Annotated in this window: 24 protein-coding genes; 7 read left to right on the top strand and 17 right to left on the bottom strand. The window is 71.1% G+C overall.

The genetic code is table 11. The annotated features are described in order from the left end of the window. Nucleotides 1-96 precede the first annotated feature (96 nt). From BMY97_RS19995 to BMY97_RS19985, 4 genes are read left to right on the top strand one after another with little or no spacing between them, the layout of a single operon-like run. Entirely contained in the window at nt 97-1020 is a 924-nt protein-coding gene (locus tag BMY97_RS19995; RefSeq protein WP_091618385.1) for a 1,4-dihydroxy-2-naphthoyl-CoA synthase, read from the top strand. Nucleotides 1021-1047: 27 nt separating this feature from the next. Beyond that, on the top strand, nt 1048-2190 hold the full coding sequence (menE, locus tag BMY97_RS19990; protein WP_177231448.1) for an o-succinylbenzoate--CoA ligase: 1143 nt from the start codon (nt 1048-1050) through the stop codon (nt 2188-2190). Between the two features lie 52 nt (nt 2191-2242). Beyond that, entirely contained in the window at nt 2243-2374 is a 132-nt protein-coding gene (locus tag BMY97_RS49160; RefSeq protein WP_281246913.1) for a hypothetical protein, read from the top strand. Nucleotides 2375-2409: 35 nt separating this feature from the next. After that, nucleotides 2410-3279 (top strand): 1,4-dihydroxy-2-naphthoate polyprenyltransferase, encoded by an 870-nt coding sequence (locus BMY97_RS19985; RefSeq protein ID WP_091618384.1) that lies wholly within the window; start codon nt 2410-2412, stop codon nt 3277-3279. A gap of 11 nt (nt 3280-3290) precedes the next feature. Here the strand turns inward: BMY97_RS19985 and cds1 are convergent, their stop codons facing one another. Genes cds1 through BMY97_RS19970 form a run of 3 tightly spaced genes read right to left on the bottom strand, consistent with a single transcriptional unit; the run spans nt 3291 to nt 5181 of the window. Continuing rightward, on the bottom strand, nt 3291-4367 hold the full coding sequence (cds1, locus tag BMY97_RS19980) for an L-cysteine desulfhydrase Cds1 (protein ID WP_091618383.1): 1077 nt from the start codon (nt 4365-4367) through the stop codon (nt 3291-3293). Continuing rightward, nucleotides 4364-4687, bottom strand: a complete 324-nt coding sequence (locus BMY97_RS19975; protein WP_177231457.1) for a DUF4229 domain-containing protein — start codon at nt 4685-4687, stop codon at nt 4364-4366. Before BMY97_RS19975 ends, cds1 begins: the two co-directional genes overlap by 4 nt. A gap of 20 nt (nt 4688-4707) precedes the next feature. Next, the gene (locus BMY97_RS19970) at nt 4708-5181 is read right to left on the bottom strand and encodes an Lrp/AsnC family transcriptional regulator (RefSeq protein ID WP_177231447.1); all 474 of its coding nucleotides are present in this window, start codon (nt 5179-5181) and stop codon (nt 4708-4710) included. 360 nt (nt 5182-5541) lie between these two features. On the opposite strand from BMY97_RS19970, the gene BMY97_RS19965 reads away from it, so the two are divergent. Continuing rightward, nucleotides 5542-5754, top strand: coding sequence for a BldC family transcriptional regulator (locus tag BMY97_RS19965; protein ID WP_033291096.1), 213 nt, complete (start codon nt 5542-5544; stop codon nt 5752-5754). 152 nt (nt 5755-5906) lie between these two features. Continuing rightward, complete coding sequence (locus BMY97_RS19960; protein ID WP_091618381.1) at nt 5907-6092, top strand: hypothetical protein; 186 nt, start codon at nt 5907-5909, stop codon at nt 6090-6092. Between the two features lie 10 nt (nt 6093-6102). Here the strand turns inward: BMY97_RS19960 and BMY97_RS19955 are convergent, their stop codons facing one another. From BMY97_RS19955 to hemL, 7 genes are all read right to left on the bottom strand, one after another. Further along, complete coding sequence (locus tag BMY97_RS19955) at nt 6103-7404, bottom strand: MinD/ParA family ATP-binding protein (protein ID WP_091618380.1); 1302 nt, start codon at nt 7402-7404, stop codon at nt 6103-6105. Nucleotides 7405-7494: 90 nt separating this feature from the next. Further along, nucleotides 7495-8472 carry a c-type cytochrome biogenesis protein CcsB gene (gene ccsB / locus BMY97_RS19950; RefSeq protein ID WP_091618379.1) on the bottom strand — a complete coding sequence of 326 codons (978 nt, stop codon included), beginning with the start codon at nt 8470-8472 and terminating at the stop codon, nt 7495-7497. Between the two features lie 3 nt (nt 8473-8475). Next, nucleotides 8476-10083 (bottom strand): cytochrome c biogenesis protein ResB, encoded by a 1608-nt coding sequence (gene resB, locus BMY97_RS19945; RefSeq protein WP_091618378.1) that lies wholly within the window; start codon nt 10081-10083, stop codon nt 8476-8478. Continuing rightward, a complete protein-coding gene (locus tag BMY97_RS19940; RefSeq protein ID WP_091618377.1) occupies nt 10080-10853 on the bottom strand; it encodes a cytochrome c biogenesis CcdA family protein in 774 nt (257 codons plus the stop codon). The genes resB and BMY97_RS19940 overlap by 4 nt, the downstream gene beginning before the upstream one ends. A 122-nt stretch (nt 10854-10975) precedes the next feature. Further along, complete coding sequence (locus BMY97_RS19935) at nt 10976-11551, bottom strand: TlpA family protein disulfide reductase (RefSeq protein WP_091618376.1); 576 nt, start codon at nt 11549-11551, stop codon at nt 10976-10978. Then, nucleotides 11548-12174 (bottom strand): histidine phosphatase family protein, encoded by a 627-nt coding sequence (locus BMY97_RS19930; RefSeq protein WP_091618375.1) that lies wholly within the window; start codon nt 12172-12174, stop codon nt 11548-11550. The genes BMY97_RS19935 and BMY97_RS19930 overlap by 4 nt, the downstream gene beginning before the upstream one ends. Continuing rightward, nucleotides 12171-13475, bottom strand: a complete 1305-nt coding sequence (gene hemL, locus BMY97_RS19925) for a glutamate-1-semialdehyde 2,1-aminomutase (protein WP_091618374.1) — start codon at nt 13473-13475, stop codon at nt 12171-12173. Before hemL ends, BMY97_RS19930 begins: the two co-directional genes overlap by 4 nt. Before the next feature lie 153 nt (nt 13476-13628). On the opposite strand from hemL, the gene BMY97_RS19920 reads away from it, so the two are divergent. Beyond that, nucleotides 13629-14057: a TspO/MBR family protein gene (locus BMY97_RS19920; RefSeq protein WP_177231456.1), complete on the top strand. Its 429-nt coding sequence runs from the start codon at nt 13629-13631 to the stop codon at nt 14055-14057. On the opposite strand, the gene BMY97_RS19915 is transcribed toward BMY97_RS19920, so the two are convergent. From BMY97_RS19915 to BMY97_RS49360, 7 genes are all read right to left on the bottom strand, one after another. Next, nucleotides 14054-14698, bottom strand: coding sequence for a hypothetical protein (locus tag BMY97_RS19915; protein WP_245787401.1), 645 nt, complete (start codon nt 14696-14698; stop codon nt 14054-14056). The genes BMY97_RS19920 and BMY97_RS19915 overlap by 4 nt on opposite strands. A gap of 12 nt (nt 14699-14710) precedes the next feature. Further along, on the bottom strand, nt 14711-15913 hold the full coding sequence (locus BMY97_RS19910) for an ABC transporter permease (RefSeq protein ID WP_091618372.1): 1203 nt from the start codon (nt 15911-15913) through the stop codon (nt 14711-14713). Continuing rightward, nucleotides 15910-16614, bottom strand: a complete 705-nt coding sequence (locus BMY97_RS19905; protein WP_091618371.1) for an ABC transporter ATP-binding protein — start codon at nt 16612-16614, stop codon at nt 15910-15912. The genes BMY97_RS19910 and BMY97_RS19905 overlap by 4 nt, the downstream gene beginning before the upstream one ends. Then, entirely contained in the window at nt 16611-17909 is a 1299-nt protein-coding gene (locus tag BMY97_RS19900) for an efflux RND transporter periplasmic adaptor subunit (RefSeq protein WP_091618370.1), read from the bottom strand. The genes BMY97_RS19905 and BMY97_RS19900 overlap by 4 nt, the downstream gene beginning before the upstream one ends. Nucleotides 17910-17994: 85 nt before the next feature. Beyond that, nucleotides 17995-18333 (bottom strand): hypothetical protein, encoded by a 339-nt coding sequence (locus BMY97_RS19895; protein ID WP_091618369.1) that lies wholly within the window; start codon nt 18331-18333, stop codon nt 17995-17997. Nucleotides 18334-18350: 17 nt separating this feature from the next. Beyond that, complete coding sequence (locus BMY97_RS19890) at nt 18351-18797, bottom strand: hypothetical protein (protein WP_091618368.1); 447 nt, start codon at nt 18795-18797, stop codon at nt 18351-18353. Next, entirely contained in the window at nt 18794-19636 is an 843-nt protein-coding gene (locus BMY97_RS49360) for a hypothetical protein (RefSeq protein WP_342744044.1), read from the bottom strand. The genes BMY97_RS19890 and BMY97_RS49360 overlap by 4 nt, the downstream gene beginning before the upstream one ends. Nucleotide 19637 lies beyond the last annotated feature (1 nt).

Below are 19637 nucleotides of genomic sequence, written 5' to 3'. Positions count from 1 at the left end.
CCAGCGGAGGCGGCATCGGGCCCAGCCGACGTGCTCTCTCCCGCGGAGGCGGCATCGAGCGCAGCAGAAGTGTCCACAGGTCCTATTCTCCCAAACGTGGATGACGCCCGAGTTTCCGAGCTGTTCGATCCGGCCGCGTGGACCGAGGTCGAAGGTTTCGACTTCACCGACATCACCTACCACCGCTCCACCGAAAGCCGCTCCGGCAAACGGGTGGTCCGAGTCGCGTTCGACCGCCCCGAGGTCCGCAACGCCTTCCGGCCGCACACCGTCGACGAGCTCCACCGCGCCCTCGACCACGCGCGGATGAGCCCGGACGTCGGCTGTGTGCTGCTCACCGGCAACGGTCCGTCGCCCAAGGACGGCGGGTGGGCCTTCTGTTCCGGTGGTGACCAGCGTATTCGCGGAAGGTCCGGGTATCAGTACGCGAGCGGGGAGACCTCCGACACGGTCGACCCGGCGCGGGCCGGCCGGCTGCACATCCTCGAGGTCCAGCGCCTGATCCGGTTCATGCCGAAACCGGTGATCGCGGTGGTGCCCGGCTGGGCCGCGGGCGGCGGGCACTCGCTGCACGTGGTGTGCGATCTCACCCTGGCCTCGGCCGAGCACGCGCGGTTCAAGCAGACGGACGCCGACGCCGGCTCGTTCGACGGCGGTTTCGGCTCGGCCTACCTCGCCCGGCAGGTCGGGCAGAAGTTCGCCCGCGAGATCTTCTTCCTGGGCCGGGACTACACCGCCGAGCAGATGCACGCGATGGGCGCGGTGAACGCCGTGGTCCCGCACGCCTCGCTGGAGGCCGAGGCGCTGGAGTGGGGCTGGGCGATCCTCGGCAAGTCGCCGACCGCGCAGCGGATGCTGAAGTACGCCTTCAACGCGATCGACGACGGTCTGGTCGGCCAGCAGCTCTTCGCCGGCGAAACCACCCGTCTGGCGTACATGCAGGACGAGGCCGTGGAGGGCCGCGACGCGTTCCTGGAGAAGCGGGACCCGGACTGGGCCGGCTACCCGTACTACTACTGACCCCTGATCCGGCCGGAGGTTTCGCTCGTGCGTGTGGTGTGGCTCGACGGGAGCGCGGACGCGGTCGCCGCGCTCGACGCCGCGGTGGCGTCGGCGCTGGACGGCGGCGAGGCGGTGCTGCCGCTGAACTCCGCCGACCCGTCGGCGCCCGCGCTGCTGGCGGGGATGGCCCCCGGCACGCCCGAGGAGCCGGGGACGGCGGTGGTCATCGCCACCTCCGGGTCCACCGGCGCGCCGAAGGGCGTGCTGCTCTCGCCGTCCGCGCTGACCGCCTCGGCGCGCGCGACGCACGACCGGCTCGGCGGCCCCGGCCACTGGCTGCTGGCGACGCCCGCGCACTACATCGGCGGCCTGCAGGTGCTGGTCCGCGCGCGGCTGGCGGGCACGCGACCGGCGTACCTCGTCGGCGACGGCTTCCGCCCGGACGACTTCGCCGCGGCCGCCGCGCCGGTGCTCTCCGCGTCCGGCCCGGCGTACACGGCGTTGGTCCCGACGCAGCTCGTCCGGCTGCTCGACGACGGCGGCGCCGGTCTCGATGCCGCGCGCGCCTTCGACGCGATCGTGCTGGGCGCGGCGGCGACGTCACCGAAGCTGCGTACGCGCGCGGCTGAAGCGGGCGTCCGGATCATGCCTGCGTACGGCATGAGCGAGACCGCCAGCGGTTGCGTCTACGACGGCGTCCCCCTCGACGGCGTCCGCGTGGAGCTCGACGCCGACGACCGCGTCCGCATCGCCGGCGACGTGCTGGCCCACGGCTACCGGCTCGCGCCGGAGCTGACCGCCGAGTCCTTCGCCGACGGCTGGTTCCGCACCTCCGACCGTGGCCGGATCCACGCCGACGGCCGCGTCGAGGTGCTGGGCCGCGCGGACGACGTGATCAACACCGGCGGTGTGAAGGTGTCGGCCGCGGCGGTCGAACGGGTGCTCGGCGGCCAGCCCGGGGTCCGCGACGCCTGCGTCGTCGGCCTCCCGGACCCGGAGTGGGGCGAGGCGGTGGTCGCGCTGGTCGTCACCGACGGCGCGGCCGACAGCTCCGGCCTGCGCGCGGCCGTCCGGGCCGAACTGGGCCCCGCCGCGACGCCGAAGCGCCTGGAGTTCACGGCGGAACTGCCCCTGCGCGGACCCGGCAAAATCGACCGGAGCGCCGTCAAAGCCCGGCTCGCGATCTGAAATCCCGGTGAATCGTTGACAGCGCGCCGGTACTCGCGTTTGGCTGGCGGGCATGACGAGATGGACGAAAGCGGTTGTCGCCACCGTCGCTGTTGTGCTGGGCCTGGTGGTGGCCGCCGGAGCCGCGGCGGCGGAGGAGCCCCAGAGCGGAACCCTCACCTGGCAGGTCGGCCCGGGTTATTGACCGGCTGAAAACCGCCATGGAGTTGAATAACTCTCATGGCGACAGTGAGTGAATGGATCGAAGGCGCCCGCCCGCGGACGCTGCCCAACGCGATCGCCCCGGTGGTCGCCGGCGTGGGGGCCGCGATCGCGCTGGACGCGTTCTCCTGGTGGCGCGCGCTGCTGGCGCTGCTCGTCGCACTGTCCTTGATCATCGGCGTGAACTTCGCCAACGACTACTCCGACGGCGTCCGCGGCACCGACGAGAACCGCGTCGGCCCGCTGCGGCTGGTCGGGTCCGGCACCGCGGCGCCGAAGGCCGTGCTCCGGGCGGCGCTGGGCTGCCTCGGCCTGGCCGGGGTGCTGGGCCTGGCACTGGTGGCGCTCACGGGTTACTGGTGGCTGCTCGTGGTGGGCGCGCTCTGCATCCTCGGCGCCTGGTTCTACACCGGCGGCAAAAAGCCTTACGGCTACTACGGTTTCGGCGAGATCGCCGTCTTCGTCTTCTTCGGCCTCGCGGCGGTGCTGGGCACCGCGTACGTGCAGGCCGGCCGCGTCAGCTGGGCCGCGCTGGGCTGCGCCGTCGCCGTCGGCTGCTTCTCCATGGGCGTCCTCACGGCCAACAACCTGCGCGACATCCCCACCGACATCGAGTCGGGCAAGCGCACCCTCGCCACCCGCCTCGGCGACCAGGGCACGCGCCGGGTGTACCTGACGCTGGTGGCCGTGCCGTACGTGGTCAGCGTGCTGCTCGGCATCTGGCACCCGCTGGTGCTGATCACGCTGGTCACCGCGCCGATGCTGCTCAAGTCGGTCAAGGCCGTCGGCGGCGGGCAGCACGGCCGCGCCCTCATCCCGGCCCTGCGCGACACCGGGCTGGCGATGCTCGCGTGGGCCGTGCTGAGCGCCGTGGCGCTCAGCTTCTAAAAACCCAGCTTCTAACCTTCGAACTTGCCGCTGAGCAGGAACTCGTCGAACTTCGCGCGGTACGGCGCGATGTCGATTTCCTGCTCGGCGAGCCATTCGTCGGAGTAGTAGGTGTTCGCGTAGCGCTCGCCACCGTCGCACAGCAGCGTGACGACCGAGCCGGCCCGGCCCTCGGCGACCATGCGCGAGATGAGCAGGAACGCGCCGTACAGGTTGGTCCCGGTCGAACCGCCCGCCCAGTGGCCGGTGTGGTCGCGCAGCAGCCGGATCGCGGCCAGCGAGCCCGCGTCGGGGACCTGGAACATCTCGTCGATCACGCCGGGCACGAACGACGGCTCCACCCGCGGCCGCCCGATGCCCTCGATCCGCGACGGCATGCCCGTCGCGTAGTCCAGCGCGCCGGTCTCCCAGGCACCGAAGAACGACGAGTTCTCCGGGTCCACCACGCCGATCTTGGTGGTGTGCCGCTTGTAGCGGACGTACCGGCCGAAGGTCGCGCTCGTGCCGCCCGTGCCCGCGCCGACGATGATCCAGCTCGGCACCGGATGGCGCTCGGCCCGCATCTGCGCGTACACCGACTCGGCGATGTTGTTGTTGCCGCGCCAGTCCGTCGCGCGCTCGGCGTAGGTGAACTGGTCGAGGTAGTGCCCGCCGCACTCGGCGGCCAGGCGCTCGGCCTCGGGGTACATGTCCGGCGCGCGGTCGACGTAATGGCACTCGCCGCCGTAGAACTCGATGAGCGCGATCTTCTCCTTGCTCGTCCGCCGCGGCACCACGGTCACGAACCGCAGGCCGAGCATCCGGGCGAAGTACGCCTCCGAGACCGCGGTCGAGCCGCTGGAGGCCTCGATCAGCACGGTGTTCTGGCCGATCTGGCCGTTGACCAGGCCATACAGCAGCAGCGACCGGGCCAGCCGGTGCTTGAGCGAGCCGGTCGGGTGGACGGACTCGTCCTTGAGGTAGAGGTCCACGCCCCATTCCGGCGGCAGCGGGAAAACGTGCAGGTGCGTGTCGGCGCTGCGGTTCGCGTCGGCCTCGATGATCCGGACGGCCTCACGCACCCAAGCGCGACTGTGCAGCTTGCTCATGCGGTCCGGTGCTCGGACTCGATGCCACCGAGGTTGCCGGCGCTGCCGTTGTCGACGTCGCCGCGCAGCTGGGCGCGCAGGGCGGCGCGGGCGCGGGCGCGGGACTCGTTGCGCTTGGCCAGCCCGGCGGTCACCCGCGCGTTCAGCGAGCGGAAGACCAGCAGCCCGACCGGCAGGCCCACGACGAGCCCGATCAGCAGTGCGACCAGCAGCGGCACCCCGACCAGCGACAACACCCAGGCGACAACGGCCACCAGCGCGAAGCGCGCGACGATGTAGATCGTCAGGTCACGAGGCAGATGATCAGCGCGTTCCTGCATATCGCTCACACCAAGGCAGGCTACGCCCCTGGTGCGGGCTCCTCGTCCAGGCCCGCGTTGTTCGGGCGGCTCTCGAACCGGGTCGAAAGCACCACGGTGGTGTTGGTGCGCCCGACCCCGGGGATGCGGCGCAGCCGGCCGAGCGTGTGCTCCAGCTCGTCCACCGTCGGCACCCGCACCTTGACCACAAAGGCCTCGTCCCCGGCCACGGCGTAACAGCTCTCCACCTCGGCCAGCTCGCCGAGCGCGGCGGCGACGTCCTCGTCGGTGGCGGTGTCGGTGGGATGGATGCCCACCAGCGCGGTGACGCCGAGGCCGACGGTGCTCGGGTCGACCGTGGCGTGGTAGCCGGTGATCACCCCCGCCGCCTCCAGCTTGCCGACGCGCTCGTGCACCGACGACGCGGACAGGCCCACGGATCGGCCCAGGTCGGCGTAGGTGGCCCGGCCGTTTACCCGCAACGCCGCGATGATCTTTCGGTCCAGCTGATCCACCGGCTCATTATGCTGCGCCGCCCGCGCGGCCCCCGCCGCGGTAAAGCCGCGGGTGTCTCCTGCGTCACAACCAGGGCGCCGAGCGGTGGCCGGGCCACGTCGCCTTTGGTCCGGCTTTACCCTTTCGCGCCGGGACCGAGGCGTAAAAGCGCAGGTCGGAGTCATGGTGAAAGATTCACGAGTCGCCGAACGAGGTCCGAGGTTATGTCCCTTTTGCACTTTAAGGGCTCTTTACTCGTGGACAACCGTTCGAGTACCCGACGGGTGAAGTGCCACGATTGCCGTGTTGGCTTACCCGGCGCGACGGGCGAAAGGCCCGATGCCTCCGGTATAGCAAGTAGGTCGTTAAGGAGGCGGAAAATGACCGCGACGATGGGCGGAAGGTTGCTCACCCCCGGTGAGGTGGCCGCGCTGTTCCGAGTGGACCCGAAAACGGTCACCCGGTGGGCCACCGCGGGCCGGATCGGCTCGATCCGGACCCCGGGCGGGCACCGCAGGTTCCGTGAGTCGGAGGTGAACGAGCTGCTGGCCGAGCTCACCACCGACGCGAGCGAACCCGCCCGCAAGGTCTGAGCGACCACGGGCTGAAGGGTCGTGAGTGGCAGACGGTGTCTTCCGGCACCTTCTCCCGGTCACGACCCTTCGTCGTACCCGGGTTCACCCCCGATTCCGGAATCCGGGCTAACCTGGGGCCCGGCAAGGCCTTGCGACGGAAGGACCCGGGCATGATTCCTCTGCTCGCAGCGGTGGGCGCGATCACCATCGCCGTTCTGTTGTGGCGGGCCTTCGGGGCGCAGCGCATCGGCGTGCCCCAGCGCCGCCCCACCCTCGCCCCGGACGACGACCCGGATTTCCTGCGCAAGCTCGGTGAGCAGCAGCGCAAGCGCCCCACCGACGAGGACGACGCCTGACGGCCGCCGGTCAGCGGTACTGCTGACCGCCGAACCCGTCCGCGACGGTGGCGGCCAGCTCCAGCAGCGAAAGGCGCGTGCCGCCGGCGAGGCGTTCCAGCTCGATCTCCGCGCCCTCTTCCAGGTGCGGGTCGAACGGCACGCGGCAGACGGCCCGGACCTTCGCGCCGAAGTGGGCCGAGAGCTTGTCCAGGTCGACCGAGCTGCCCTTCGGGCGCACGGAGTTGATCACCACCACGGAGCGTTTCACCAGGTCGCCGTAGCCGTGGGCCTCGAGCCAGTCGAGCGTGGCCGAAGCACTGCGGGCCCCGTCGACGGAACCGGACGAGACCACCACCAGCGCGTCGGCGGCGTCCAGGACACCCTTCATGGCCGAGTGCATCAGGCCGGTGCCGCAGTCGGTGAGCACGATGTTGTAGAAGTGCTCCAGCAGGTTGACCGTGCGCCGGTAGTCGTCCTCCGAGAAGGCCTCCGACACGGCCGGGTCCTGCTCGCTGGCCAGGATCTCCAGCCGGCTCGAGCCCTGTGAGGTGTACGAGCGGACGTCGCTGTAGCGCGTGATCTTCCCGGCGTCGCGCAGCAGGTGGCGCACCGTCGCGGTGGTCTCGATGGCGATCTTCTGCGAAAGCGTGCCGCGGTCCGGGTTCGCGTCCACGGCCACCACGCGGTCACCGCGCAATGAGGCGAACGTCGAGCCCAGCGTGGTTGTCGTGGTGGTCTTGCCGACGCCGCCCTTGAGGCTCAGCATCGCGATCTTGTAACACCCGCGCAGCGGCTGGTTGACCCGCGCGATCAGCTCCCGGCGACGCCGGTCGGCCGGGCTCTCCCCCGGGTTCACCAGCTTGCCGGTGCCCAGGTAGAGCGCCTTGCGCCAGCCCGACTGCGGGGTCCGCTTCGCCTGCTTCACCAGGTGCGCGGTGGCCAGGTCGTCGGGCCCGTTCGGACCCGGACGGCCCGGCTGCGGCAAACCGGGCCCGGCCTGCTGCGGCCCGGGCTGTTGCTGACCCGCGGCGGGCTGCGGCGGCGCGGCCTGCTGCTGCGGATACCCCGTGTACGGCTGCTGAGGCTGAAGCGGCGGCAGGTTCTGGTCGTACTGGCCCGCCGGGTAAGCCGGCTGGGCCGGGGCCTGCGGCGTCGCGTACGGGCCCGAGTTCGGGTTCGGCGAGGCGACCACCTGCGTGGGCTGCACTTCGAACGCGTCCGAATTCGGGTGCGGCGTCGAGTCTGTGCGTTCCTCGGAGAACAGCTCGGCCGCGGGCTCCTGGGCCTGGTCGGACTGCCCGGTGGCAGCCTCTTCACTGGGTCCGGTCACCGCTGAAAACCTCCCGCGTACGCCGACTGCCTGCTGCCCCCAGTGTCGACGTTAGTCGCCGCTGCCGCAGCGAAACGCGCGGACCCCTGCTCAGTTCACCCCGGCGTACGAGTGCAGTCCGGCAGTAACCAGGTTGATGAAGAACAGGTTGAAGATCGTCACGGCGAAGCCGAGCACGTTGATCACCGCGGCGCGCTGCCCGCGCCAGCCCGCGGTGGCGCGGGAGTGCAGGTACGCCGCGTAAACGACCCACGCGATGAAGGCGACCGTCTCCTTCGGGTCCCAGCCCCAGAACCGGCCCCAGGCCGCCTCGGCCCAGACCGCGCCGCACAGCACGCCGAAGGTGAAGACCGGGAACGCGATGATCGTCGCCCGGTAGGCGATCCGGTCGAGCACGTCGGCGGGCGGCAGCTTCGGCCCGAACTTCGGGAACCGCTGCGGGTTCTTGTCGTTGGCCGTGCGGAACAGGTAGAGCACGCTCGCGACGCCCGGCACCAGGAACACGCCGGAGCCGATGATCGCGGCCGAAACGTGGATGTAGAGCCAGTACGACTGGAGCGCGGGCACCACCGGCGCGGCGACGGTGTACAGCAGCGTGCCGTTGATGAACATCAGGATCACGACGGGCAGCAGCAGGAAGCCGGTGAGGTGGCGGACCGGGAACTTCCGGATCACCACGAGCCAGGCGACCACGGTCACGAAGGTGACCGTCATGCCGTACTCGTACATGTTGCCCCACGGCGCGCGGTGCACCGCGAAACCACGCAGCACGATGGCCGTCAACTGGAGCAGGGCGCCCAGCACGAGCAGCGACGCGCCCATGCGGCCGATCCGCTCGGCGCGGCCGACCTCGCGCGGCGCCTCCGGCGTGGCCGGGACGTCGGCGTCCTCGATCACCGGCGCGCCGGCGCCGACCAGCGAACGCTGCGCGCTGCGTTCGGCGGCACGACGGCCCTTCGCCCCGAAGGCCTGCTCGAACAGCGAGAAGCACAGCGCGAGCACGTAGATCGCCACCGTGGTGGTGTACAACCAGTCGCTGTACTGCGACAGAGTCTCGTTGACCGGCATGCTTCAGCTGCCCTTCCTGCCCGTGACCAGCCGTTCGCTGATCCGCTGGAATTCCTCGCCGTACCCGGCCTGGTCGGTGCGGGCCAGCCCGGCGACCTCGATGACCGTACCCGGCGAGCCCTCGTCGCCCGGCCGCACCCGGACCCACACGCGCCGCCGCTTGACCAGCAGCGATCCGCCCAGCCCGGCGAACATGACGATCGCGAACGCCAGCACGTACACCTGCGTCGGGTCGTGCGAGACCTGGAGGTTGACCCACGTCCCGACGCCGTCGAAGCGGACGCGCGTGCCGTCGTCGAGCTTGATCTCCTGGCCCACGGCCAGGTTCTGCCGCGCGACCTGCTTGAGCCGCCCGTCGGCCACCCGCGAGGAGTCCACTTCGAACACCGACTGGCCGCGGCCCGCGTCGAGGCCGAGGTCGCCGCGCAGCACGTCGACGGCGACCATCGGGTTCTTCAGCTGCGGCGCGGTGGAGGTGAGCACCCCGCCGTGCACGAACGACGTCGGCGCGAGCACCCCGGTCACGGCGAGCTGGCGGGTGCGGCGCTGGGCCTCGTCGGTGATGCCCGGCTGGTCGAACTTCGTCGCGCCCTCGGACAGCATCGTGGTCTGGTCGGTCGGCCGCCACTGCGTGTTCTGCGTGCGGGTCTGGCCGTCCGGGAAGGTGATGGTGAACTTCGGCGAATAACCGTTGCCCAGCAGGTAAACCCGGTCGCCGACGGTCCGCAGCGGGTCGTTGACCTGGAGGTTGTACGGCCGCCAGGTGCCGGTCTGGAGGTCCTCGCCGGACTGGTACTGGATGTTCGAGTGGTAGTAGTCGGCCTCGCCCGACGGCGTGTACCGCGCGGTGAAGTCGTTCACCTTCACGCAGAACGGGTCGAGGCTGGTGCCGTCGACGCGCAGGCCGGCCTCGAACGAGTCGTAGTTGTAGATGCCGGAGTTGCAGAACTGGCTGCCGTCGGCCTGGACGATGACCTGGCCCTCGTAGCTGTAGAGCTTGCCGAGGGCGAAGAAGATGATCAGGCCGAGCATGCCGAAGTGGAACAGCAGGTTGCCGGTCTCGCGCAGGTAGCCGCGCTCGGCGGAAATGCTGTACCCGCCGTCGTCCTCTTCGCGCTCGATCCGGCGCCAGCCCGAAAGCTGCTTGCGGACGTCCTCGCGGATGGCTTCCGGCTTCCGCGCCGTGCGCGCCAGGCGGTGGTGCGGCATGCGCGCGAGGTTCTTCGGGGTGAGCACCGGGCGGGCGCGCATCTGCCGGATGTAGTCGAAGCTGCGCGGCGTGAGGCAGCCGATCAGCGAGATCATCAGCAGGATGTAGATCGCCGAGAACCAGACGCTGGAGTAGACGTCGTAGAACTCCAGCTTGTCCAGCAGCGTGCCCCACCAGCCGTGGGCGGAGATGTAGTCCTCGACCTTGCCGAGGTTGAGCCGCCGCTGCGGCAGCAGCGCCCCGGGCAGGGCGGCCAGCGCGAGCAGGAACAGCAGCACCAGCGCCGTGCGCATGGACGTCAGCCCGCGCCAGGTGTTGCGCACGAAGGCGAGCAGCTGCTTGGCGACCGAGGGCCGGTACGGGCGCTGGGGGTTCGTGGGTGGTGCTTCGGTGGTCGTCACAGTGGCAGCTCGAGGTTGGAGGCGACGGAATTGCGGAGCCAGCCCATGACGTCTCCCCAGAGCCCGGTGACCAGGAGGATCCCGACGGCCAGCAGCAGCACCCCGCCGACCAGCTGCACGCGGCGGCCGTTGCGGCGGAGCCAGTCGGTGGCGCGCACGGCCCAGCGGGCGCCGACCGCGATCAGCAGGAACGGCACGCCGAGCCCGATGCAGTAGACGAGCACCAGCAGGTACCCGCGGGCGGCCGCGCCGCCGGTCGCGCTGGCGAGGCTGGTCACGGCCGAGAGCGTCGGCCCGATGCACGGCGTCCAGCCGAGCCCGAAGACTGCGCCGAGCACCGGCGCGCCCCAGAGGCCGCCGCCCGGCACGCGGTGCGAGCGGACTTCTCGCTGCAGGCCGGGAATCCAGCCGAGGAAGACCAGCGCCATCGCGATCGTCAGCACGCCCCCGATGCGCTGCAAAAGGTCCTGGTTGATCAGCAGGGTGTCGGCCAGCCAGACGAGCGTGCCCAGCGTGGCGACGAACACCACGGTGAACCCGAGCACGAACAGGCCCGCGGCGCCGACCACGGCGTAGCGGCCCTTCTTGCGTTCCTCGTCGGCGCGCACGGCGGGGGCGTCGGCACCGACGAGTGCCGCGAGGTACGCCAGGTACCCGGGCACGAGCGGCACGACGCAGGGCGAGGCGAACGAGATCGCGCCCGCCACCAGCGCCACCCCCGCGGCGAGCAGCAGCGGTCCGGAGATCGCCAGCTCGGACACGGAGTTCACGGTGTTGAGACTAGGCAGTGAGCTTCCCGTGAGCCGGGCGGGGCCGGTTCACAGGACCTTGGCCACACCCGAACGGGACCTAAGTCCCAGCGGCGTTGAACTGCGCTTTCCGGATTCCACGGCTACTTCTCGGCCAGCAGCCGCTGCACGACCGGCATCAGGTCGGTGGCCAGCACGTCGCGCAGGAACACCGCGGCGACCCGGTGTTGCCGGTCCAGCACGATCGTCGACGGGATGATGTTGCGCGGGTATCCCGACAGCTGCAGCAGGACGCGGCCGGACGGGTCCCAGATCGACGGGTAGGTGATCTGCCGGTCCCGCACGAAGTCCTGGGCGGCCTGGCGCGACGGGTCGCGCAGGTCGAGGCCGATCAGCTTCGCGCCGAGCGGCTCCATCTGCCTGCTGGCCTTTTCCAGCTCGGGCGCCTCGGCGCGGCACGGTCCGCACCACTGGCCCCACAGGTTGATCACCATGGGCTTGCCGGGGAAATCGGCGAGCGAGAGCTGCTTGCCCTCGTTCATCAGATCGTCGCCGGACAGCGTGGGCGCCTTCTGCCGCTGGGCATCCGGGTAGGTGATGTCGATCTGGCCGCCCGGCGAGACGAAGGTGAACGTGCCGCCGGTGACCACCGCGTCCTTGCCGGCCGAGCAGCCCGCCAGCAGCAGCACGGCCGCCACCAGCAACGCGACCCGCTTCATGCGCCCGTCACCTTCGGGTCGGTGGAGCCGGCCGGCTCGCTGTAGACGATCTCCACCAGCGCCTCGCCGTCGAAGACCAGGCTGGTCAGCGACGCCAGCGAGCACTGCCGCTGCCGCGGGTCGTGCCACAGCCGCTTGCCTTCGAGGAACCGCCGCAGCGTCCAGATCGGCAGCTGGTGCGAGACGCACAGCGCCTCGCGGCCCTCCGCCTCGTCCCGCGCGCGATAAACGGCGCCGAGCATCCGGTGCGCGATCTCCACGTACGGCTCGCCCCACGACGGCCGGAACGGGTTGACCAGGTGCGGCCACGCTTTCGGCTGCCGCAGCGCGCCGTCGCCGACAGCCACGCGCTGGCCCTCGAAGACGTTGCCGGCCTCGATCAGTTCCGCGTCGGTCGCGATGTCGAGCCGGTGCGCGGCGGCGATCGGCGTCGCGGTCTCCTGCGCGCGCTGCAGCGGCGACGCGACGACGTACGCAAGGTCGTGTCCCGCCACGGCTTCCGCGACAGTCAGCGCCTGCCGCTGTCCGCGTTCCGACAGCCGGAAGTGCGGCAGACGGCCGTACAGGATCTTGTCCGGGTTGTGCACTTCGCCGTGCCGCAGCACGTGGACGACGGTGGTCACGGCTGCACCGCCTCGGCGGCCGCGCGGGCCGCGGCCGGGAGCGCCGCTTCGATGACGCCGAACGCGTCGTCGTCCATCGCCGCGTTCACGAACCACGCCTCGTACGCGCTGGGCGGGGCGTACACGCCTCCGTCGAGCAGAGCGTGGAAGAAGCCCGGGAAACGCCAGGTCTCGCTGGCTTGTGCACCCGGGTAGTCGCGCACGGGGGTGTCGGCGAAGAACACGCTGACGAGGTTGCCCGCGTACTGCACAACGTGCTTCACGCCCGCTTCGGTCAGCGCCGCGTCGAAGAGACCGCCTAGCCGCTTCGCGTTCGCGTCCAGCTTCGCGTACACGGCGTCGTCCGCCAGGCGCAGCGTGGTGAGGCCGGCGGCGACGGCCACGGGGTTCCCGGACAGCGTCCCGGCCTGGTAGACGGGGCCGCCGGGAGCCAGCTTCGCCATCACGTCGGCGCGGCCGCCGAACGCCGCGGCGGGCAGCCCGCCGGACATCACCTTGCCGAAGGTGTACAGGTCGCCGGCCACGCCTTCGAGGCCGTACCAGCCCGCGCGCGAAACGCGGAAGCCCGTCATCACCTCGTCCATGATCAGCAGCGCGCCGTGCTCACGGGTGAGCTCCCGCAGTCCCGCGTTGAACCCGGCATCCGGGGCGATCGCGCCCATGTTGCCCGCGGCCGCCTCGGTGATCACCGCGGCGATCTGCCCCTCGTTCTCCACAAAGGACTTCCGGACGGCGTCGAGGTCGTTGTACGGCAGCACCAGCGTGTCCGCGGCCTGCGCGCCGGTGACGCCGGGCGAGGTCGGCAGCCCGAGCGTGGCGACGCCGGAGCCGGCCTGGGCCAGCAGCGCGTCGACGTGACCGTGGTAACAGCCGGCGAACTTCACGATCTTCGCCCGGCCGGTGAACCCGCGCGCCAGCCGGATGGCGCTCATCGTCGCCTCGGTGCCGGAGTTCACCAGCCGCACCTGCTCGACGGGCTCGACCCGGCCGATGATCTCCTCGGCCAGCTCGACCTCGCCGATGGTCGGCGTGCCGAAGGAGAGCCCGCTGCCGGCGGCCGCGCGCGCGGCCTCGACCACCTGCGGGTGCGCGTGCCCGAGGATCATCGGGCCCCAGGACGAGACGAGGTCGACGTAGCGGTTGCCGTCGGCGTCCCACAGGTGGGGGCCGTCCCCGCGGACCATGAAGCGCGGGGTGCCGCCGACCGAGTTGAACGCCCGCACCGGCGAGTTCACCCCGCCCGGGACGGCCGCCTTCGCGCGTTCGAACCAAACCTTGGACTGCTCGGTGCCAGTGCTCACCCGTCCAGTCTCGCAAATCCGGTGCTCACGACCGGGCGCGGGCTGGCGTGGCCGCTTAGGCTGGGCCGGATCGCGTTGCGGTACCGAGGAGGAGACGTGACCGCGCCCACCCCCCAGCGCAACCCGTGGCTGGTCCTGCTGGTGTTCTTCGGGATGGTCGCCGTGGTCGCGGTCGTCGCCGGGCTGGCCGCGACGTCGGCGACGGAGGTCTACCACCGGCTCGCCCAGCCGTCCTGGGCCGCGCCGCCGAGCCTGTTCGGTCCGGTGTGGACAGTGCTGTACGTGCTGATCGCGCTGGCCGGCTGGACGTACTGGCGCACCGACGGCGAGACGCAGGGCTTCGCCGCGTACGGCATCGGCCTGCTGCTGAACCTGCTCTGGACGCCGCTCTTCTTCGCCGGCGGCTCCAGCCGGCTCGCCCTCGTCGACATCGTCCTGCTGGACTTCACGGTGCTGATGACGGTCGGCCTGTTCTACCGCCGCTCGAAGCTGGGCGCGGTGCTGCTCCTGCCGTACCTGGTCTGGCTTTTCTACGCCACCGCGCTGAACGTCGCGATCGTCGCGCTCAACGACGTCCGCTAGCGCGCCGGCTGCTGCACGATCGTCTGCGCGGCCACCGTTCCGTCGGTGCCCGCGCGGCCCTGCACGGTCACCGTCGCACCCGGCTTGAGGTCGCTGAGCTTGCCCGGCTGGGTCAGCCCGACGGTCGTGGTGTCCGAAGTGGACACCGTGACGTCGCTGCCCTGCGCCGTTTTCAGCGTCACGGTGGTGCCGTTGACCTTCTCGACGGTGCCGACCGTGCCGCGTCCGGCCGCGCCCCGGGCGCCACCCGCGCCGAAGCCCTGCCCCGCGCCCTGCTGCCCGGTACCGGCGCCGGTACCCGTGCCGGTGCCCGTTCCCGTGCCGAAGCCGCCGCGCGCGCCACCGGCCGTGCCCCCGGCCCGTGCGGTCCCGCTGCCGGAAGACGAGCCGAGCGCCGAGTGCGTCCACGCGCCACCGGCGAAGGACAGCGCGATCACCAGCAGCCCGGCCAAAACCAGCGTGGTCTTGCCGAACGGCTTCGCGACCCGCTTCATCTCCTGGTTCAGGTCGCCCTCGACGGCGGGGGTCGCCACGATCTCCTCGGGCGACAGCTCGGCGGTCACCGGCAGGAACTCCGCCGTGGGCTCGTCGACGAAGGGCTCGTCGGCGGGCGGCGGTGCGGGCTGGGTGGACGAAGACATGCTGGGGAACTCCTACTCGTGCCGGAGGGCGTCGATGGGCCGCAGGCGCGAGGCCCGGTTCGCCGGAAAACTGCCGAAGAAGAGGCCGATCAGCGCGGACACGGCAAACGCGAGCACGATCGACGAGGGCACCACCACGGGGTTGATGCCGGCGAAGCTGAACTGGCTGCCGACCACGCCGATCACCACGCCCAGCAGCCCGCCGAACAGGCTCAGCATGGTCGCCTCGGCGAGGAACTGGCCGAGGATCGCCGAGCGCGGCGCGCCGATCGCCTTGCGGATGCCGATCTCGCGGATCCGCTCGGTCACCGTGACCAGCATGATGTTCGTGACGCCGATGCCGCCCACCAGCAGCGAGATCGCGGCGACCGCGCCGAGCAGCACGGTGAACGTCTCGGTGGCCGAAGTCCGCGTCGCGAGCAGCTGCTCGGAGTTCTGGATCTGGTAGTCCGCGGTGCCGCCGAGCTGGATGCCGTGACGCGCGTTGAGGATGGCGGTGATCTCGGCCTGTGCCAGCGAAACGGAGTCGGCCGAGGTGGCCTGCACCGCGATCTGGCTCAGGTTGCCGTAGCCCGCCAGCGAGTTCTGCACGGAGCTGATCGGCGCGATGGCGACGTCGTCGGCGTTCTGCAGCCCGGTGCTGCCCTTCGACTGCAGCACCCCGATCACGGTGAACTGGATGCTGTTGAGCAGCACGTTCTTCCCGACCGGCTCGGCCGTGCCGAAGATCGACTGCGCGGTGGTCGGCCCCAGCACCACCACCTTGCGGGCCTGCGTGACGTCGGCGGCGGTGAACAGCGCCCCGTCGGCGACCGCGCGGTTCGTGGTGGTGAAGTAGGCCGGCTCGGTGCCGCTGACGCTGGAGATGTCGTACGACGTCTGCCCGTACGTCGCGGTCGCCGTGGTGTTCACGACCGGCGAAGCGGCCTTCACGTCGGGCGCGCCGACCGGGTCGACGAGCGCGTGCGCGTCCTGCACCGTCAGCGGCCGGGCCTCACTGCCCTGGCCGCCGCCGCGGACCGGCGACACGTTGACCACGTCGGTGCCCAGGCCCTGGATGCTCGCGGCGATCGCGGCCGACGCGCCGTTGCCCACGGCCACCAGCAGGATCACCGACGCGACGCCGATCGTGATGCCGAGGGTGGTCAGCGTCGAGCGCAGTTTGTTGGCGGTCAGGCCGCGGACGGCGAACCGCAGCACCTCGAAGACGTTCACGCGAGGGCCCCGACGCGGCGGCGGACCTCGTCCGAGACGATCAGCCCGTCGCTCACCCGCACCACGCGGTGCGCGTGCTTGGCGACCTCGTCCTCGTGCGTGATCACGACGATGGTGCGGCCCTGGGCGTTGATCCGGTCGAACACCCCGAGCACGTCCTCGGTGCTGGCGCGGTCCAGGTTGCCGGTGGGCTCGTCGGCGAGCAGCAGCGCGGGCCCGGTGACCAGCGCCCGCGCGACGGCGACCCGCTGCTGCTGCCCGCCGGACAGCTCGTTCGGCAGGTGCTTCGCCCGGTCGGACAGCCCCACCAGCTCCAGCGCGGCGAGCGCGCGGCGGCGGCGCGGGCCGCGGCGCAGTCCGCTGTAGACCAAGGGGAGCTCCACATTGGACAGCGCATTGGTGCGCGGCACGAGGTTGAACGACTGGAAGATGAAGCCGATCTTTCGGTTGCGCAGCAAGGCAAGCTGACGTTCGTTGAGTTCGGCGACGCTGAAGCCGTCGAGCCGGTAACCCCCGGCCGTCGGCATGTCGAGGCAGCCGAGCATGTTCAGCAGCGTGGACTTGCCGGAGCCGGAGGCGCCCATGATGGCCACGTACTCCCCCGGCTGCACCACGAGGTCGACTCCGCGCAGCGCGTGCACGGCAGTCTCGCCGGAGCCGTAAGTCTTACGCAGTCCGGAGACCGCGATCACGGGCTTCATCCGCGTCCCCTGGCTCCACCGGTGCCACCAGTGCCGCCGAACCCGCCCGTGCCGCCGGTGCCCCCGAAACCACCGGTTCCGCCGAAGCCGCCGGTACCGCCTCGCTGGCCGCCCGCTCCGGTCGTGGCGGTGGGCGACGCGGCGGTCAGCACCACGCTGTCCCCCTCGCTGAGCCCGGACTTGATCTCCACTGTGGACTCACCGCGCACGCCGAGCTCGACCTGGCGGGTGACGTCCTGCCCGTTCTGCACCACCGTGACGACGCTGGTGGAACCGGCGGTGGTCACGGCGGCCGCGGGCACGCTGAGCACGTTGTCGGCCTCGGCGACGGTGACCACCACGCTCGCCGACTGCCCGGGCCGCAGCCCGGCCGGCGGGTTGGTCAGCGTGAGCCGGGCGCCGTACGAGACGACGCTGCCGCTGGTGGTCGGCGTGAGGTCGACCTCCGCGACACTGGCCTGAACGGGTTGGTCCGGCGTCGCGTTGAAGGTCACCGTGGCCTTCTGGCCCGCCTTCACCTTGCTGACGTCGATCTCGGCGATGGAGGTGTCCACCACCAGGTTGCTCATGTCCGTGATGTCGATGAACCCGCTGCTGCTGCTCGACGACGAGGAAGACGACGAGCTGGCCGCGCCGGACTGCTGCCCGCCGCTCGAGCCGGACTGCGCGCCGGACGAGGACTGCCCGCTGCCGGACGAGCCGCTGCCGGTCTGCTGGCCGACGGTGCCGTTGACCGCGGTGACCGTGCCCGCGCCGGGGGCGGTGAGCACGGTGGCGTCGACCGCCGCCTGCGCGGTGTCGACGTCGAGCTGGGCCTGATCCACCTTGGCCTGCAACGAGGCGACGGTGTCCTGGCTGCTCGCCTGGCTCTGGCTCTGGCTCTGTCCCTGACCCTGGCCGGTGGACGTGGACGTGGTCGCCGGGGCGTTTTCACCGGCGGTGAGGTTGTCCTCGGCCACGCCGAGGTTCGCCTTCGCGACCTGGAGCTGTTTGTCCGCCTGCGTGGCGTCGATGGTGGCGAGCTGCTGCCCGGCGCTCACCACGTCGCCGACCTTCACGCCGATGCTGGTGACCTTGCCGGAGGTGGCGAAGTTCGCGGCGCCGGTGTAATTGCTGGCCACCGTGCCGGCGGCCGACACGGTCTGCGTCACGGTCGCCAGCCGCACCGGGGTGGTCCGGCTCTGCGCCTGCGCGGTGTTGGCCGCGGGCGTGAAGGCCTGGTAGATCCCGAAGGCGGCCCCGCCGAGCAGCACCACCAGCGCGCCGTTGATCACCCATGTCCGGGTACGTGTCATGCGGGAAAGACTGGTGCCGATGGTTAGCAGTCAGCTGTTGGTTCCCTGTGGGGGAGCTGTGTATCGGCCGTCTCGACTTGCGAAGTCAGTCCTTCTTCTTGCGGCGGCGCGCACGCACCGCGAGCAACAGCTGACGAACCGCGTCCACCAGCACGACGGCGGCCACCGTGCCGACGCCGAGCGCACCCGCGATGGGCCCGCCGAACACCCGCTGCGAGGCCAGCCGCGCGCCGTCCCCGGCCGTCGTGACGACCGTGACGACTCCCGCGTGCCACAGTGCGAACGCCGCCCACAGCAGCAAAGCCGCCACGATCACCTCGCCGAGCGCGACGAACGCGCGCCAGGGCTCGTTGAGCCGCGCGGGCGTTTCCGGTTCCTCGGGCGGCCAGAGCTCGCGGCCCGTCGGCTGGGGTAGGTCGATCACGCGTGCAAGCCTCTCACTCAATCCTGATTCCCGTTGGCTTCGGCCAGCTCGGACAGCGCGTCCCGCAGTGCCTCGACGTCACGGGCCCAGGCGAGCACCACCGTGCCGTCGTCGAGTTTCACGGGCAGCTCGTCGTACTTGCGCGGCACCGTCCAGCCGCCGCCGAGCACCCGCGCGCCGACGGGGGTGCCGACGTCGGTCACGGCGGCGATGCGCGCCGCCTCCAGCTGTTCCCGGCCTTGCCGCAGCCCATGCGTGGTCACCTCGAGCGAGAGGAACCGCCGCCGCGCGTAGACCCACGGCAAGGTCAGCGCGCACAGCCCGATCGCGATCATGATCCACGCGACGGTGTGCACCGGGCCGCCCGTAGCCAGCTCCGCCAGCGCGCCCAGCAGCGCGAACAGCGGTCCCCAGACCAGCGCCAGCCAGCCGACGCCGGCCTCGGAGTACAGCGTCCTGGTCACGGGAGCTTCTTGCCGACCTTCGGGAAGTAGTTCGCCACGCTCGGCAGGTACATCAGCACCAGCGCGATCAGCAGCACGAACGCCGCGATGAGCGTGAAGAAGTTGTAGAAGATGACGATCTGGAACAGCACGCAGACGATGGCCAGCCCGGTCAGCACCGAACGCGCCGACCGCGTGCCCTCCCGCGCCTTCCACGCGAACAGCCCCAGCAACACCGCGAACACCACCCCGCCGATCAGCAGCAGCCACACCAGCGTGTTGGTGCCCGACGCGATCTGATCCGGCGCCACCTTCTGCCCGGTGCCCTGCTGGTTCTGCCTGACCAGCTCGGCGACCAGCTGATCCTTGATCAACAGCGTGTACGCCTGCCCGACGATGACCACCACCCCGGCAGCGATCCACAGCCAGAACGAAATCGTGACCGGCAGGGGCGGGTTCACCACAGGCGCGGCCTGCCCCGGCAGCACCGGATCGGGCGACCGGCCCTTGACCCGCAGCCGATCGGAGGTGAGCCCGGGAGGCTCGGTCTGTTTGGCTGCTGTGCCGGACTTGGGCGCGGCAGCGGAGTTCAGCGCGGCAGTGGGCTTGGCCCCATTGCCGGACTCGGCCGCAGCGCCGGGCTTGGCGCCGTTGCCGGAGTTGGAGTCCGCTGCGGCAGCGGACTCGGCCGCACCGCCGGGCTTGGCGCCGTCGCCGGAGCCGGAGGCCGCACCGGCACCGGCCGCCGCATCGGGCGCAGGTCCGTCAGCGGGTTTGGCCAGTTCAGGCGCGGGAACCCGGTCGGAGGTCAGTCCGGGGGTCGCTTCGGAGCTGGCGATGTTCTCGTCCTTCTCGGCCACC

This window comes from Amycolatopsis saalfeldensis, assembly GCF_900110575.1.
GTDB lineage: Bacteria > Actinomycetota > Actinomycetes > Mycobacteriales > Pseudonocardiaceae > Amycolatopsis > Amycolatopsis saalfeldensis.
Note: the sequence above shows the minus strand (reverse complement) of the source record. Positions and strands in the feature narration are given on the sequence as shown.

Coding starts and splice junctions, on each gene's coding strand:
- cds1 (WP_091618383.1), bottom strand. CDS start 4,367: ATGAGCAAGCTGCACAGTCGCGCTTGGGTGCGTGAGGCCGTCCGGATC.
- BMY97_RS19975 (WP_177231457.1), bottom strand. CDS start 4,687: ATGCAGGAACGCGCTGATCATCTGCCTCGTGACCTGACGATCTACATC.
- BMY97_RS19900 (WP_091618370.1), bottom strand. CDS start 17,909: ATGACACGTACCCGGACATGGGTGATCAACGGCGCGCTGGTGGTGCTG.
- BMY97_RS19915 (WP_245787401.1), bottom strand. CDS start 14,698: ATGTCTTCGTCCACCCAGCCCGCACCGCCGCCCGCCGACGAGCCCTTC.
- BMY97_RS19985 (WP_091618384.1), top strand. CDS start 2,410: ATGGCGACAGTGAGTGAATGGATCGAAGGCGCCCGCCCGCGGACGCTG.
- BMY97_RS19905 (WP_091618371.1), bottom strand. CDS start 16,614: ATGAAGCCCGTGATCGCGGTCTCCGGACTGCGTAAGACTTACGGCTCC.
- BMY97_RS19935 (WP_091618376.1), bottom strand. CDS start 11,551: ATGAAGCGGGTCGCGTTGCTGGTGGCGGCCGTGCTGCTGCTGGCGGGC.
- BMY97_RS19960 (WP_091618381.1), top strand. CDS start 5,907: ATGATTCCTCTGCTCGCAGCGGTGGGCGCGATCACCATCGCCGTTCTG.
- BMY97_RS19965 (WP_033291096.1), top strand. CDS start 5,542: ATGACCGCGACGATGGGCGGAAGGTTGCTCACCCCCGGTGAGGTGGCC.
- ccsB (WP_091618379.1), bottom strand. CDS start 8,472: ATGCCGGTCAACGAGACTCTGTCGCAGTACAGCGACTGGTTGTACACC.
- BMY97_RS49160 (WP_281246913.1), top strand. CDS start 2,243: ATGACGAGATGGACGAAAGCGGTTGTCGCCACCGTCGCTGTTGTGCTG.
- BMY97_RS19920 (WP_177231456.1), top strand. CDS start 13,629: ATGGTCGCCGTGGTCGCGGTCGTCGCCGGGCTGGCCGCGACGTCGGCG.